The organism is Shuttleworthella satelles DSM 14600 (assembly GCF_000160115.1).
In the GTDB taxonomy this organism is placed as follows: domain Bacteria; phylum Bacillota; class Clostridia; order Lachnospirales; family Lachnospiraceae; genus Shuttleworthia; species Shuttleworthia satelles.
Genome location: NZ_GG665866.1, coordinates 1,151,457 through 1,166,481, shown reverse-complemented (window position 1 = coordinate 1,166,481; position 15,025 = coordinate 1,151,457). Strand labels below are relative to the sequence as shown.

16 protein-coding genes are annotated in these 15,025 nt (G+C 53.3%); all 16 read left to right on the top strand.

Going from position 1 to position 15,025, the window contains the following annotated elements; all coding sequences use genetic code 11:
* Window positions 1–65: 65 nt before the first annotated feature.
* The 16 genes from GCWU000342_RS05280 (at window position 66) to GCWU000342_RS05205 (ending at window position 15,012) form a co-directional block, all read left to right on the top strand.
* Window positions 66–299 carry a cysteine-rich small domain-containing protein gene (locus GCWU000342_RS05280; RefSeq protein WP_006906274.1) on the top strand — a complete coding sequence of 78 codons (234 nt, stop codon included), beginning with the start codon at window positions 66–68 and terminating at the stop codon, window positions 297–299.
* A gap of 94 nt (window positions 300–393) precedes the next feature.
* Entirely contained in the window at window positions 394–732 is a 339-nt protein-coding gene (locus tag GCWU000342_RS05275; protein ID WP_045000345.1) for a DUF3784 domain-containing protein, read from the top strand.
* 141 nt (window positions 733–873) lie between these two features.
* Window positions 874–1,347: a ribosome maturation factor RimP gene (locus GCWU000342_RS05270; protein WP_006906272.1), complete on the top strand. Its 474-nt coding sequence runs from the start codon at window positions 874–876 to the stop codon at window positions 1,345–1,347.
* A gap of 21 nt (window positions 1,348–1,368) precedes the next feature.
* A complete protein-coding gene (nusA, locus tag GCWU000342_RS05265; RefSeq protein ID WP_006906271.1) occupies window positions 1,369–2,589 on the top strand; it encodes a transcription termination factor NusA in 1,221 nt (406 codons plus the stop codon).
* On the top strand, window positions 2,586–2,840 hold the full coding sequence (gene rnpM / locus GCWU000342_RS05260; protein WP_006906270.1) for an RNase P modulator RnpM: 255 nt from the start codon (window positions 2,586–2,588) through the stop codon (window positions 2,838–2,840). The genes nusA and rnpM overlap by 4 nt, the downstream gene beginning before the upstream one ends.
* A 3-nt stretch (window positions 2,841–2,843) precedes the next feature.
* Window positions 2,844–3,158, top strand: coding sequence for a L7Ae/L30e/S12e/Gadd45 family ribosomal protein (locus GCWU000342_RS05255; RefSeq protein WP_006906269.1), 315 nt, complete (start codon window positions 2,844–2,846; stop codon window positions 3,156–3,158).
* Window positions 3,159–3,171: 13 nt separating this feature from the next.
* Window positions 3,172–6,048, top strand: a complete 2,877-nt coding sequence (gene infB, locus GCWU000342_RS10185; protein WP_006906268.1) for a translation initiation factor IF-2 — start codon at window positions 3,172–3,174, stop codon at window positions 6,046–6,048.
* 24 nt (window positions 6,049–6,072) lie between these two features.
* The gene (rbfA, locus tag GCWU000342_RS05245) at window positions 6,073–6,450 is read left to right on the top strand and encodes a 30S ribosome-binding factor RbfA (protein WP_006906267.1); all 378 of its coding nucleotides are present in this window, start codon (window positions 6,073–6,075) and stop codon (window positions 6,448–6,450) included.
* Window positions 6,437–7,384, top strand: a complete 948-nt coding sequence (locus GCWU000342_RS05240; RefSeq protein ID WP_006906266.1) for a DHH family phosphoesterase — start codon at window positions 6,437–6,439, stop codon at window positions 7,382–7,384. The genes rbfA and GCWU000342_RS05240 overlap by 14 nt, the downstream gene beginning before the upstream one ends.
* A 106-nt stretch (window positions 7,385–7,490) precedes the next feature.
* Window positions 7,491–8,438, top strand: coding sequence for a tRNA pseudouridine(55) synthase TruB (gene truB, locus GCWU000342_RS05235; RefSeq protein WP_006906264.1), 948 nt, complete (start codon window positions 7,491–7,493; stop codon window positions 8,436–8,438).
* Window positions 8,435–9,370 carry a bifunctional riboflavin kinase/FAD synthetase gene (locus tag GCWU000342_RS05230; RefSeq protein WP_006906263.1) on the top strand — a complete coding sequence of 312 codons (936 nt, stop codon included), beginning with the start codon at window positions 8,435–8,437 and terminating at the stop codon, window positions 9,368–9,370. Before truB ends, GCWU000342_RS05230 begins: the two co-directional genes overlap by 4 nt.
* A gap of 125 nt (window positions 9,371–9,495) precedes the next feature.
* Complete coding sequence (gene rpsO / locus GCWU000342_RS05225; RefSeq protein WP_006906262.1) at window positions 9,496–9,762, top strand: 30S ribosomal protein S15; 267 nt, start codon at window positions 9,496–9,498, stop codon at window positions 9,760–9,762.
* Between the two features lie 157 nt (window positions 9,763–9,919).
* Window positions 9,920–12,010, top strand: coding sequence for a polyribonucleotide nucleotidyltransferase (locus GCWU000342_RS05220; protein WP_045000342.1), 2,091 nt, complete (start codon window positions 9,920–9,922; stop codon window positions 12,008–12,010).
* 86 nt (window positions 12,011–12,096) lie between these two features.
* Window positions 12,097–12,858, top strand: a complete 762-nt coding sequence (locus GCWU000342_RS05215; protein WP_006906259.1) for a segregation and condensation protein A — start codon at window positions 12,097–12,099, stop codon at window positions 12,856–12,858.
* Window positions 12,859–12,864: 6 nt separating this feature from the next.
* Window positions 12,865–13,437, top strand: a complete 573-nt coding sequence (scpB, locus tag GCWU000342_RS05210) for an SMC-Scp complex subunit ScpB (RefSeq protein WP_006906258.1) — start codon at window positions 12,865–12,867, stop codon at window positions 13,435–13,437.
* 162 nt (window positions 13,438–13,599) lie between these two features.
* Window positions 13,600–15,012, top strand: coding sequence for a carboxyl transferase domain-containing protein (locus tag GCWU000342_RS05205; protein ID WP_045000340.1), 1,413 nt, complete (start codon window positions 13,600–13,602; stop codon window positions 15,010–15,012).
* The last annotated feature ends 13 nt before the right edge of the window (window positions 15,013–15,025 follow it).

Here is a 15,025-nt window from a genome sequence, read left to right as displayed (position 1 = left end):
ATCAAAGACAGGCTGCCGGGTACAACATGCGGGTGAGGGCAGTATCTGATGATAAGGAGAATGGCGTGAAGAATTCATTTCGATATTTTGAGAACAGGGACTGCAAGTATTACCCCTGCCATAAGATGGAGCATATCAACTGCCTCTTCTGTTATTGTCCTCTCTACACCTATGACTGCCCGGGGGACTACGAGATGAGAGAGATCCGCGGCCGCATGGTCAAGGTATGCACAGACTGCACCTATCCCCATGAGGCAGAGAACTATCCGGCAATTATTCGGATTTTGAGTGGGTATTGAGCAGAAATAATGGAGTCCACAAAATCCTTTTAATGATTGTGAAAGAATGATTGTATTGGAGCAATTAGCATGTGTGTTAGGAGAAATCAGGGGAATGATGGAACGATATATTATTGAATGGTGTGTTTTGGTCTATCTGGTGGTAATCAGTATTTTATTGTACACAGGTAAGGGAGGCCTATTTATACCGATCTATAATGCCTTATCTCGACAAGAACAAGATAAATATAATAAGAAAGTTTTTTATAAAGGGATCGCTCGGTTTTATGCTGTTTGTGCAATGGCGACGCTTATTGGCTTTTTAGGTGATTTTTTTAAGTATACATTTCTTTTATATCTTACATTGGTGATTGTTCTTTTGGCTGTTGTTGTTTTAAATTTGTGGATGGCTTTCAGCAAAAATTTAAAAAACGGGTCGGCAGACATAAAATAGTTCCGCTGGCCGACGGCTGAAAGAAAGGAAATCCCGGCACTTGCAAGACAGGTCAAGAGGTGCTATCATATATATGTTGTTGTTGGGAGCGGATCCGAGAGGACCCGCTCCCATCTTGTGCAGAGCAGGACAGGAGACGGAATGTCACGAAAAGAGACCTATGAAGAGAAGACAGAGGCTTTTCTCCTTCCCATCCTGGAGAAAGATGGCTTTTCTCTTGTGGACGTGGAGTATGTCAAGGAGGGGGGACAGTACTATCTTCGAGCCTATATCGACAAGCCGGGTGGAATTACCATCGATGACTGCGTCGATGTCAGCAGAGAAATGAACGAGATCCTGGATCGGGAAGATTACATCGACGGGACCTATACCTTTGAGGTGTCCTCTCCGGGTCTGGGCCGTCCCATCCGCAAAGAGCGGGACTTCGCGCGCAATCTTGACAAAGAGGTGGAAATTAAAAGCTACCGGGCGATCGACGGTGAAAAGGAATTTTTGGGTCTGCTGCGGGACTACTCAAAGGCGGACGTCACAATCGAGAGCGAAGAGGGGATCCGAAAGATCTGCAGGGAGGATATCGCGCTGATCCGAGAGGCCATTGATCTCTCGTCGTTTTAGAATTATCTCAGGAGGGAAAACATGAGTAACACAGATTTACTGGAAGCGCTTGATGCCTTGGAGACGGAGCGCGGTATCAGCAAGGAGCATATTCTCGAAGCGATTGAAAAATCTCTTGTTGCCGCCTGCAAGGTGACTTATAAGTTCTCCGACAACGCGACCAATCTGCGGGCGGTTGTAGATCGCGAGACAGGGGACTTCCACGTGTTCGTCAAAAAGACGGTTGTCGATGAAGTGACCAATCCGCAGAGTGAGATGTCTTTAGAGGAGGCGCACGACATTGACGGGAGTCTGAATGTGGGAGACACGGCGGAAGAGGAGCTGCAGTCACATGACTTCAGCCGTATCGCGGCGTCTACAGCCAAGAACATCATGAAGCAGATGATCCTGGAGGAGGAGAGGAAAATTCTCCTGGATGAGTATATCAAGATTGAACACGATATCGTTACCGGCGTCGTGCAGAGATTCATCGGAAGGAATATCTCGGTCAATCTGGGTAAGGTCGACGCTTTTCTTCCGGAGAGCGAGCAGGTAAAGGGAGAACATTATCACCAGTCCGACCGGATCCGCGTCTATGTGCTTGAGGTCAAGGACGCGGCCAAGGGTCCCCGCATTCGGGTGTCTCGCACGCACCCGGAGCTCGTGAAGAGGCTCTTTGAGGAGGAAGTGACAGAGGTCAAGGACGGAATCGTTGAGATCAAGGCGATTGCGCGTGAAGCGGGCAGCCGGACCAAGATGGCGGTCTGGTCCAATGACCCGGATGTAGATCCTCTTGGCGCCTGTGTGGGCGTCAACGGAAGCCGTGTCAACGCGATTGTCAACGAGCTCCACAACGAGAAGATAGACATTATCAACTGGAATGAGAACCCTGCCATGTTGATTGAAAATGCCCTGTCTCCAGCCAAGGTGATCGCGGTGCTTGCGGATGAAGACGCCAGAGAGGCAAAGGTGGTTGTTCCCGACTATCAGCTCTCCCTCGCAATTGGAAAGGAGGGGCAGAACGCCCGTCTGGCAGCCCGGCTGACCGGCTATAAGATTGATATCAAGTCGGAGACACAGGCTCAGGAGGCTGAGGGCTGGCTGGATTACGACGAGGACTATGACGACGACTATGATGAGGACGCTTACGAGGAGGACTATGAAGATGATCCCTCCTATGAGGGCGAGGATTCGTATGATCAGCAAAGCGATGCGGACGATGAGGAGTACGACGCGGACTTTGATGAGGATGATGAGGCATGAGCTTAAAGCATGTTCCCATGCGCATGTGTGTCGCCTGCCGGCAGATGAAATCTAAGAGGGAACTCATTTGCCTGCGATGCAAGTCGGGATCCGTCTTCATTGACCGAGACCACAGGGGACAGGGAAGAGGCGCCTATCTTTGTCAGAGCCCGGATTGCCTGGCCAAAGCGATCCGCAGCAAGGCCATAGACAGGGCCCTGGGCGCGAGAGTCGATGAGAGTGTGCTGCGGGCATTGAGCGAGGAGATGTGATTCATGAACCGTGTTCTCCAGTTTCTTGGCCTTTGTGCCAGAGGAAGACATGTACAGAGCGGGGCTTTTTCCGTAGAAAAGAATGTGAAGAGACATCGGGCCGCATTGGTGGTGGTGGCTGAGGATGCCTCGGAGAACACGAAAAAGGATTTTCGTGATATGTGCAGTTACTACCATACGGATCTCCGTATTTACGGGAGTAAGATCAGCATCGGGCACGCCATCGGTCAAAAGATGCGGGCCGTGGTCTGTGTGACGGATAGGAAGATGGCGGAGGCTTTGTGCCAAAAGATTGACGCGGAGTCCACAACTGAATAAGGGAGGACCAGGAATGGCAAAAACCAGAATATATGAATTAGCAAAAGAGATCGGAGCGGAATCCAAGGATGTCCTTGTCCTTGCGCAGAAGATGGGCGCGGATGCAAAGACCGTCTCCAGCGGGCTCGACCAGGAGACGGCGGACGGGATCCGGGGGCATTTTATGAAAAAGTCGGAGAAAAAGAAGGAAGCTTCTGTCAAAAAGGACATGGAGGCAGAGAAGGTGCGTCAGGAAGCTGCTGCGCATAGGCCGGTCCGGGAGAAGAAGCCGGAGACCGCCGACGGCGAAAAGGCCAGAGAGAAGACGGCGGATGGGACTGCTGCCGGACAGGAGAAGCCAAAGAAAAAACATGTCAGGTTTATCGTCAATCACCAGAACATGAGCAATGGCGGCGGCGATGGAAGGGCAAGGAGAAGAGAAGGGGATCGCCGCAGGAATCGGGACGATCGCCGTCAGACCGCGCCAAGGGGAATCATCCGGCCCAAGGGACTGGTCTCTCAGAGAACGCTTGTCTCCAATGAGCCTCAGGAGGAGATAAAAGAGCAGACTCCCACAGCGATCAGCGGGCAGGAGGACGCGACTCTTCGTGAGCAGACACCCAGGGAGCAGACGCCCAGAGAGCAGGCACCCAGAGAGCAGGCACCCAGAGAGCAGACGTCCAGGACAGAGCAGGCTCCGGGGGCTGACCGGAAGGCCAAAGGGGAAGAGACCAGAAAGAGAGAACAGACTGCCGCGGGCGAGCGCCCTGCCAGGAGGGAGCCCGCGAAGGCAGCCTCCAAGGGAGCCGGAATCAAGATCCTCGGCCATATTGACCTCTCCAAGTCCGGCTATGGAAATAACCGCGGCAGAGGGGGAGATAATCGAGGCTCCAATCGCGGACGAGGCGGCAATGACAGTGGAGCCCGCAGGGGAAATGCCGGTCAGGGCGGCCGCGGTTCCGCAGCCGCAATGGTTCAGAGCCCGGTTGTCGCTAACGGCAACGGGGGCCGCAAGAATTACGGATCAGGGTCTGCCTACGGGAACCGCAAGAGAAGGGACGACAGGAGCCGTCATGCCGAGAATATGGTTTCTCTCGAGAAGACCACAACCAAGCGCAACCGAAATAAGAACAAGGGACCGGAGAGAAATATGGAGGAACTGCTCACGATTCAGCTTCCCGAACATCTGACCATTCAGTCTCTGGCTGAGAAGATGATGGTAACCCCATCCGAGGTGATCAAGAACCTCTTTATGAAGGGGACGATGGCCACTATCAATACAGAGCTGGACTACGAACAGGCGGAGAAGATCGCTGAGGAATTCAACTGTATCTGCGAGCCTGAGGAAAAAGAAGACGTGATCGAGGAGCTCCTGACCGATGAGGATGATGATCCCGAGAGCCTGGTACCCAGACCGCCGGTTGTCGTTGTCATGGGTCATGTCGATCACGGTAAGACCTCTCTTCTGGACAAAATACGCCAATCCAATGTGAGCGGCAAGGAGGCCGGAGGAATCACGCAGGCCATCGGAGCCTATACGGTCAAGGCCAAGGATCGGAAAATCACTTTCCTGGATACGCCCGGACACGAGGCCTTTACCGCGATGCGGATGCGTGGGGCCAATTCTACGGATATTGCTGTCTTAGTGGTTGCCGCTGACGACGGCGTCATGCCGCAGACCGTTGAGGCGATCAATCATGCCAAGGCTGCCGGCGTGGAGATTATTGTCGCCATTAACAAGATCGATAAGGTCGGGGCCAATGTAGACCGCGTCAAGCAGGAGCTCTCGGAATATGAACTGATTCCGGAGGACTGGGGCGGATCAACGGTCATGGTTCCTGTATCCGCCCATACCGGAGAGGGAATCGATACCCTTCTCGATATGATTCTTTTGACGGCAGATGTTCTGGAGCTCAAGGCCAATCCCAACCGCAATGCCCGCGGCGTCATCATTGAGGCGAAGCTGGACAGAGGACGCGGCGTTGTCGCGACCGCCCTGGTACAGAAGGGAACCCTGCATGTCGGCGACTACATGGCCGCCGGCGCAAGCTTCGGAAGGATCCGGGCCATGTCTGACGACCATCACAAGAGGGTGAAGCAGGCAGGTCCATCTGTTCCCGTTGAGATTTTGGGACTTTCTGAGGTTCCCAATGCCGGGGAGATCTTCAACGTGCTCGACTCCGACAAGGAGGCCCGCTCTTATGCCCAGACCTTTGTCGAGGAGTCCAAGTCCAAGCTTTTGGATGAGACGAGAGCCAGAACCAAGCTGGGCAATGTCTTTGACCAGATTAAGGCTGGCAGCATGAAGGAACTGGATCTGATCGTCAAGGCGGACGTACAGGGCTCTGTCGAGGCTGTCACCAGCGCCCTGGAGAAGCTGTCAAATGATGAAGTGATCGTCAAGGTGATTCATGGAGGCGTCGGAGCTATCTCTGAATCTGATGTCGTGCTGGCGTCTGCCTCGAACGCGATCATCATCGGCTTTAATGTGCGCCCGGATACCGTGGCCAAGAATATGGCAGAGGACGAGGGGGTTGACATTCAGATCTATTCCGTTATCTACAATGCCATTGAAGATGTCGAGGGCGCTATGAAGGGAATGCTTGAGCCCATCTATGAGGAGCAGGTGATCGGCCATGCCCAGGTTCGCCAGATCTTCAAGGCCTCCGGCGTCGGAAATATCGCCGGTTCCTATGTTTTGGACGGTCAGGTGGAGCGCGGCTGCAAGGTTCGGATTCATCGCGGCAAGGATATGATCTGGGAGGGGAATCTCGGGTCCCTCAAGCGCTTCAAGGATGATGTCAAAGAGGTCAAGGCCGGTTATGAGTGCGGTCTGGTCTTTGACGGATTTGCGGACATTCAGGTTGACGATGAGATTGAGGCTTACAAGATGGTGGAGGTTCCCCGTTAGGAGCTTCGCCTCCAAGGAGGATGCATGAGAAAACGCAGTGTCAAAAACAATCGCATCAATGAAGAAGTTCTGCGTGAGCTCTCCAAGATTATCCGGGAAGACGTCAAGGATCCCAGGGTCAGCCTTATGACCAGTGTCACGCTGGTTGAGGTGGCCCCGGATCTCAAGACGGCCAAGGTATACGTCTCCGTGCTCGGAGACAAAGAGGCGGGGATCAATACCGTCAAGGGACTCAAGTCGTCCGCCGGTTTTATCCGCGGCAAGCTTGCCCACTCTGTCAACCTGCGCAATACGCCGGAGCTCTTCTTTATCCTGGATGATTCCATCGCCTACGGAGTTCGCATGTCCAAGCTGATCGATCAGGTAAATGAAGAGGACGCAAAGCATCATGAGAAAGATTGACGAAGTGATTCAAGGCCACAGGGTCATCGGGATTACGGCCCATATTCGTCCCGATGGGGACGCCATCGGCTCTTGCCTGGGTCTCTGGAACTATCTGACGAAAAAATATCCGGATCGGGATATCAGGGTTTATCTGGATCCCCTGCCGGACAAGTTTCTCTTTTTGCCGGGGGCCAGTCAGGTGAGGCAGGTTGGTGAGGAGAGAAAATTTGATCTCTTCATCACATTGGACTGCGGCGCCATCGACCGCATCGGCCCGGCCGCAAGGTATTTTTACGCGGCCAAAGAGACCGTCTGCGTCGATCACCATGTCCGTATGGGGGATTTTGCCCGGATCAACTATATTTTTCCAGATGCCAGTTCGACTTCGGAGCTCATCTTTGATCTGATTGATCAGGAGATGCTGGACGATAAGATCGCCCAATGTCTCTATATGGGAATCGCCCATGACACCGGACTTTTCCAGTATTCCTGCACTTCTGAGAAGACCATGCGGATCGCCGGGAGACTCATGAGCACAGGAATCGACTACTCCTGGATCATCGACGCCACTTTCTCAGCCAGAAGCTTTGCGCAGAACCGCGTCCTTGGTCATGCCCTGGACAAGGCCAGACTCTACGCAAACGGCAGCTTTGTCGCGTCCTATATCACAAAAGAGGAGATGGACGCCTATGGCGTCGCGGCCAGTGATCTGGATCAGATCGTCAGTCAGCTGCGCGTTACTAAGGGAGTGGAGGTGGCCTGTTTCCTATATCAGGTGGGTGAGGATGACTTTAAAGTCAGCTTCCGGTCCAACGGCAGGATCGATGTGGCAGCTTTAGCCATGGAATACGGGGGCGGCGGACATGTCAGGGCAGCGGGTTGCAATACGGCGCTTGAACCGAAGGAGGCCATCCGTCTCTTCGCTGATCGCGTGGAAGATCTGCTGTCATGATCCAGTCGATCCCGCCTGTTTCGGCAGGCGGGATATTTTTTCATGACATGGAATGCGGATGAAGCATTTGCGGAGCATATGTTCAATAGATTGCAATGGAGAAAAGATGAGATCCGGAATCCTCAATGTCTACAAAGAGCCCGGCTTCACTTCCTTTGACGTGGTGGCCAAATTGCGGGGAATCCTGCATATTAGAAAAATCGGTCATACCGGGACTCTGGATCCGGCTGCCAGAGGGGTTCTCCCGGTCTGTATCGGTCGGGCGACCAAGGCGGTGAATCTCATGGCGAATTGGACCAAGACCTATATCGCCGATATGCAGCTGGGAATACGAACGGACAGCCAGGATATGACGGGGCAAATTCTCGAACGAAATCCAGTCTCGGTCAGTGAGGATGAGATTCAAAGAGAGGTCGCCTCCTTTTTCGGCCCGCAGGATCAGATTCCGCCCATGTACTCAGCCAGGAAGGTGGGAGGAAAGAGACTCTATCATTACGCCAGGCAGGGGATTGAGCTGGAACGCAGGGCCAGTCACATCGTGATCTATGACATTCAGATTCTATCCATGGAATTACCCCATGTCATAATGGAGGTGACCTGTTCCAAGGGAACCTATATCCGTACCCTTTGCTCGGATATCGGGGACGCCCTCGGATGCGGAGCATCTATGGCCGCCCTGGAGCGAATCCGGGTAGGGGATTTTGACAGTAAGAACGCGCTGCGGCTGGATCAGATCCAGGAAGCAGCCGCCGCCGGGAGACTGGAAGACATTCTCTATCCGGTTGACGCTGTCTTCGCGGATCTTCCGGCATTAAAGCTTCCAGAGGGACTGACGAAGGCGGGGAAAAACGGGGCTCCCATCGCGGAGAAGACAGAGGGGATAACCTGTCTTTATGAGGGGGAAAAGCAGTCGCGGACAGGGTCAGACTGGCGAAAGGCCGGTCTGGGACTGGCCTTTCGGGTCTATCTGTCTGACGGGGTTTTTCTTGGAATTTATGTGAGATGCGAGGAGGGACTTCGCCTGAAGAACTTCTTCTATGAGGAGAGGCTATGATCTATCTCTATGGTCCCGCGCAGGATCGGATAATGGAAGACAGCGCTGTCTGTGTGGGCAAGTTTGACGGCCTTCACAGGGGACACCGCCTTTTGATAGATAAGACCAGGGAGGAGGAGACAAGAGGACTGGTCTCAGTTGCCCTGACATTTAAGACATCCCCTCGCAGATTTCTGGATCAGGATCGCTTTAACATCGTGGATAACAGGGAGAGAGGCATGCTCTTCGAGAGGACCGGAATTTCCTGCCTGCTCCAATGGGAATTCAACGAAAAGGTTGCGCGTATGGAGCCGGAAGCCTTCCTTCGACAGCTGGTTCATGACCTGTCTATGCGAACGCTGGTCGTGGGAGAGGACTTTCACTTTGGCTATCGCGGGGCGGGAGATGTTGAGACCCTTAAGCAACTGGCTTCGGAGCTTGGCTTTCGCCCCCTGATTATTCCCAAGCTCAAGGAGGGCGGGGAGGATATCTCTTCCAGCCGCATCCGCCGTCTGATTACAGGGGGGCAGATCGAAGAGGCGAATGCCCTCCTGGGCTACGATTTCTTCTGTTACGGAGAGATTGTTCACGGCAGAAAAATCGGGCGGACGATCGGAATTCCGACCATCAATCTCTCTCCGCCTGAGGACAAACTTCTGCCCCGCTATGGGGTCTATGTAACCAGAGTAGTGATGGGGACAAAGTCTTACTGGGGCATGACCAATGTCGGCGTCAAGCCGACGATTGAGGGCAGACGCGCGCCCGGGATCGAGACCTATCTGATGGACTTTGAGGGAGATATCTATGGAAGGGAGGCCAGAATTGATTTTCTGCACTTTGTGAGAGATGAGAAGAAATTCGAGGATATAAAGGCCCTGAAGCTGCAGATCGGCAGAGATAAAGAGCAGATTGCCAGATACGTGAGCCGTCACCCGGAGAGTCTTTCGGAGTGAAATACAGCTTGCTATATTAAGAGCAGGTATGGTATGATCTATCGGTAATTGAGGCCATACTCAGTGCGCGGAAACTCCGACCCGCACTTGGTAGCGGCGAATCGATTGAAATAAGGAGGATTCGAATGATCGCAAAAGACAAAAAGACAGCAATTATCAACGAGTACGCCAAGGGAGCGAACGACACCGGTTCACCCGAGGTACAGATTGCAGTTCTGACGGCTCGCATCAATGAGCTGACCGAGCACATGAAGAAGAACCCCAAGGATTTCCATTCCAACCGCGGTCTTCTGAAGATGGTCGGAAAGAGACGCAATCTCCTGGGCTATCTCAAGGACAAGGATATTGAGAGATATCGTTCCTTAATCGAGCGCCTGGGTCTGCGTAAATAAGAATTTCTTAGGCGGAGTGATTATCACTCCGCTTTATTTTTGACAAGGGAATGTATGAGAGGCTCACATTCCATTGCTTTTATAAAAATCACATAGCCGCAGGTTGCGCTTGTAGATGATGTTTTATAGTGGGTTTGTATCAGTGGAGAAGGTTTGTATGAAGACATTTAGGATGGAATTAGCCGGAAGGGAACTTCAGATCGAAGTGGGCAAGGTCGCCAAGCAGGCCAACGGGGCGGTTATGATCCGCTACGGGGAGACGACGCTTCTGTGTACGGCGACTGCCAGCGAAAAGCCCAGAGAGGGGATTGACTTCTTCCCTCTGTCCGTCGAATTCGAGGAGAAGTACTACTCGGTCGGCAAGTTTCCCGGCGGCTTCAACAAGAGAGAGGGTAAGGCCAGCGAGAACTCTGTTTTGACCGCCCGCGTGATTGATCGTCCGATGCGGCCTCTCTTTCCCAAGGATTACCGCAATGATGTCACCCTGAACAATTTGGTGCTCTCCGTGGATCCCTCCTGCAGACCGGAACTGGTCGCTATGATTGGCACGGCAATGGCGACCGCGATTTCTGATATTCCCTTCGACGGCCCCTGCGCCATGACACAGGTGGGGATGATCAATGGGGATCTGCTGATCAATCCTTCCCAGTCTGACTGGGACAATGGAGACCTGCGTCTGACGGTGGCATCCACCAGAGACAAGGTTATCATGATCGAGGCCGGGGCCAATGAGCTGTCTGATCAGGAGATGATTGAGGCGATCTACAAGGCGCATGACGTCAACCAGACCATTATTGCCCTGATTGATCAGATGGTTGCTGAGGTCGGCAAGGCCAAGCACGATTATGAACATGTGGCAATTGACCGGCAGATGTTCGAGGAAATGAAGAAGATTGTGACTCCAAAGCAGATGGAAGAGGCTGTGTTCTCCGATGAAAAACAGGTTCGGGAGGAGAATATCCGCAGGGTGACAGAGCGCCTGGCCGAGGCTTTCGCTGACCGTGAGGATTACCTGGCTGTCCTGGATTCCGCGGTCTATCAGTACCAGAAGAAGACGGTTCGGAAGATGATCCTGAAAGACCACAGGCGGCCTGACGGCCGCGCCTTGGATCAGATCCGCCCTCTGTCCGCGGAGGTGGATTTGATCCCCCGCGTGCACGGATCCGCCATGTTCACCAGAGGACAGACCCAGATCTGTAATATTGTCACCCTTGCGCCCCTGTCAGAGGTGCAGAGGGTAGAGGGACTGGACGCCAATGTGACAAATAAACGCTACATCCACCAGTATAACTTCCCCTCTTACTCTGTGGGAGAGACCAAGCCCTCCAGGGGACCCGGACGGCGGGAGATCGGCCATGGGGCTTTGGCGGAGAGAGCGCTGCTTCCGGTTTTGCCCACCGTGGAGGATTTCCCTTACGCGATTCGCGCTGTCTCAGAGACCTTTGAGTCAAACGGGTCTACTTCCATGGCCTCTACCTGCGCTTCCTGCATGTCGCTGATGGCGGCGGGCGTTCCCATCAAGAAGATGGTTGCCGGCATTTCCTGCGGACTGGTAACAGGGGAGGACGATGACGACTATGTTCTGCTCACGGACATTCAGGGTCTGGAAGATTTCTTTGGGGACATGGATTTCAAGGTGACCGGGACGAAAGACGGCATCACGGCCATCCAGATGGATATCAAGATCCACGGTCTGACGAGGACCATCGTTGAGGAGGCCATCCGAAGAACCCATGAGGCCCGTCTCTTTATCATGGACAACTGCATGTCAAAGGCGATCGACCGGCCGCGCGCCGAGTTGTCCAAGTACGCTCCCAAGATTGTGCAGATCCAGATTGATCCGTCCAAGATTGGCGATGTGGTCGGTCAGAGAGGCAAGACCATCAACGAGATCATCGATCGCACCGGAGCCAAGATTGATATTGACGAGTCCGGCGCAGTTTCTGTTTCGGCGATGGATCAGGCCGCAATCGACGAGGCGGTCCGTCTGGTAGAGATTATCACGATGGATTTTGAGAAGGGACAGCATCTGACAGGAAAGGTGGTTTCCATCAAGGAATTCGGCGCTTTCATCGAATTCGCCCCCGGCAAGGAGGGGATGGTGCACATCTCCAGGATTGCCAACCAGAGAATTGACCGCGTTGAGGATGTACTGACCCTGGGCGATATCGTCGAAGTGGTCTGCATGGGCAAGGATAAGATGGGTCGCATGTCTTTCTCGATGAAGTCGTCTGACCTGGCTCAGTGACTTTAAAAGCCTGACCCCGCTCGCCGGATCTTTCCTGCGAGCGGATTTTTTTGTGATTTTTCTTCTGTGTCGCTGTCGGAGATTTTATGGAACTCAACGTGAAACTGGAGACATTTGAGGGGCCCTTAGACCTGCTCCTGCATCTCCTTGACAAGAATAAGGTCGATATCTACGATATTCCGATTGTCGAAATCACCAGACAATATATGGAGTATATGGAGGCTATGAAGGAGGAGTCTTTAGATGTGACCAGTGAATTTCTGGTCATGGCAGCCACTCTTCTTGATATCAAGTCCCGGATGCTTCTTCCCAAGTCTGACGGAGAGGAAGCTCAGGAGGAAGAGGACCCCAGGGCAGACCTGGTTCGTCAGCTTCTGGAATACAAGCTCTATAAATATATGGCCGACCAGCTGAGGGATCAGCAGTCGGCGGCCAGGCTGCATTTCTACCACAGGGCCTCGATTCCGAAAGAGGTCCGGGCCTATGAGCCGCCGGTAGATCCCAATCAGCTGATTGAAGAGTCCGGCGTCGACTTGAACCGGCTCTATGAGGTCTTTCGGGAGGCACTGCTCAGACAGGAGCGGCGGATTGATCCCATCCGGGCCAAATTCGGCAATATCAAGAGGGAAGAGGTCTCTGTTGATGACAGGATCGACGACTTGAGAAAATTCGCCCGGACGAGAAAGCGTTTCTCCTTCCGAAGTCTCTTACAGGGGGCGAAGAGCCGAACGGAACTTGTCGTGACCTTTTTGGCCATTCTTGAAATGATGAAGGCAGGAAATATTGTGGTCAGTCAGGAGGAGAGCTTCGGAGAGATCGAGATCGAGTCCAGACTGACGGAGGAGTAGGGAATCATGGAGAAGAAAGAACTCTATAAGACAGTCGAGGGAATTCTCTTTACCATGGGAGATGCCGTTGAGCCAACGCGTATCGCGCAGGCTCTTCAGATTCCGCTTTCTCAGGTGACCGACTGTCTGGAGCAGATGAAGCGGGACTATGAGCTTCAGGATAGGGGAATGCGGATCATCTCTTTGGAGTCCGCCTATCAGATGTGCACCAGTACTGATATTTACGAGTCACTGATTAAAATTGCCAGACAGCCCAAAAAACAGGTCCTGACGGATGTCATGCTTGAGACCCTCTCGATTGTGGCTTATAAGCAGCCGGTCACGAAGGCGGAGGTGGACAAGATTCGCGGGGTATCCTCAGATCATGCCATCAGTCGGCTTGTGGAGTATGACCTGATTGAGGAGCTGGGACGGCTGGACGCTCCGGGAAGACCCATGCTCTTTGGAACGACGGAGCAGTTTTTGCGTTCCTTCGGGGTTTCTTCCCTGGATGAACTGCCGGCCATGAGCCCTCTCCAGGTCGAGGAGTTCCGTCAGGAGGCCTCCGAGGAGGCCGCAGAGATGGAGGTGGATATCTGATTATTTAGCGATTCATTCAGTTGAATTATCCAGATAAGAGAGATACTATTATTTAGTCGGCTTTTGGACCTTTTTCGGGGGACAGGGCCAGTAGAACGCGTTTTTTCTGCAAAGAGCATATAAAAATGCGTGAGAGAGATCATAATATATGGAGGAATGAGCATGAGTAATGTAGCAACAAGCCCTGCGTTCCGAAGAATCGAATCTCTTCTCGATGAGCACAGCTTCGTGGAACTCGGAGCGCTTGTGACTTCAAGAAGTACGGATTTTAATTCTCAGGAGCAGAAGGCTCCGTCTGACGGTGTTGTGATCGGTCACGGAACCGTCGACGGGAATCTGGTCTTTGTCTACAGCCAGGATGCCGGGGTGATGGGCGGATCCGTCGGCGAGATGCATGCCAGAAAGATCTGCCAGCTCTACGAAATGGCAGTCAAGGTCGGAGCGCCAGTGATCGGGCTTCTCGATTCGACCGGGATTCGTCTGCAGGAATCTATAGACGCCCTGGACGCGGTCGGACGGATTTATGCCAGCGCAGTTGCGGCTTCCGGTGTGATTCCTCAGCTGACAGCGGTCTTTGGTAATTGCGGCGGAGGTCTGGGAATTCTGACATCGATATCAGATTTCACCTTTATCGAGGAAGGCGCCAGACTCTTCATCAACTCCGCCAACGCAATTCCCGGCAACAGTGAGGAGACCTTAGATACTGCCTCCGCTGCCTTTCAGTTTGAGGCAGGTAACGCGGATGGAATTGGAAGCGAAGAAGAAATTCTGTCTCAGATCCGCTCTATGATCTCTCTTGTTCCCGGCTCCAATCTGCAGGAGGGAGAGGTCGCTGAGGCCTCTGATGATTTGAATCGCGCCGCCGAAGGGCTGGATGTCAAGAGAGACGATGCCCGGGCCGCCGCAGCGGAGCTCGCCGACCAGCATGTGTTTTTTGAGACCAGGGCAGGATATGCCAAAGAGATGACCACAGGCTTTATCCGGCTCGGCGGAATTACGGTCGGCATCTTCGGCAACACGCAGAAGTGCGATGACCGGGATGACGGCAATCAGCTGACAGTCAATGGGGCTTATAAGGCGGCTGATTTTGTCCGCTTCTGCGACGCGTTTGATATTCCTCTGCTCAGTTTGACCAACGTGGCTTCTTATGAGGCGAGTCTCTATGCGGAGAAGGCCCTGGGACAGGCTGCGGCCCGTCTGATTTACGCTCTGGCCTCCGCCTCGGTTCCCAAGATCAATGTAATTACTAAGAAGGCTGTCGGAACGGCATTTTTAGCTATGAACGCCAAGTCTGTCGGCGCTGATTTAACCTTCGCTCTGCCCGATGCGCAGATTGAGATTATGGACGCCAGTCTGGCCGCCCAGGTCATGTATGCTTCTGCCGATCAGGCAGAGCAGGCGGCGCAGGCCAGGGCATTTGCAGAGAAGCAGTCAGGCGTCATCACGGCGGCAGGCCGAGGCTTTGTCGACCGGATTGTCGCTCCCGAGGATTTGAGAAAATACCTGATTGCCGGTTTTGAAATGCTCCTTGGAAAGAGAGAGGATTTCGCGTTCAAGAAGCACGGGACCAAGTAAGAAAGGTGAGACT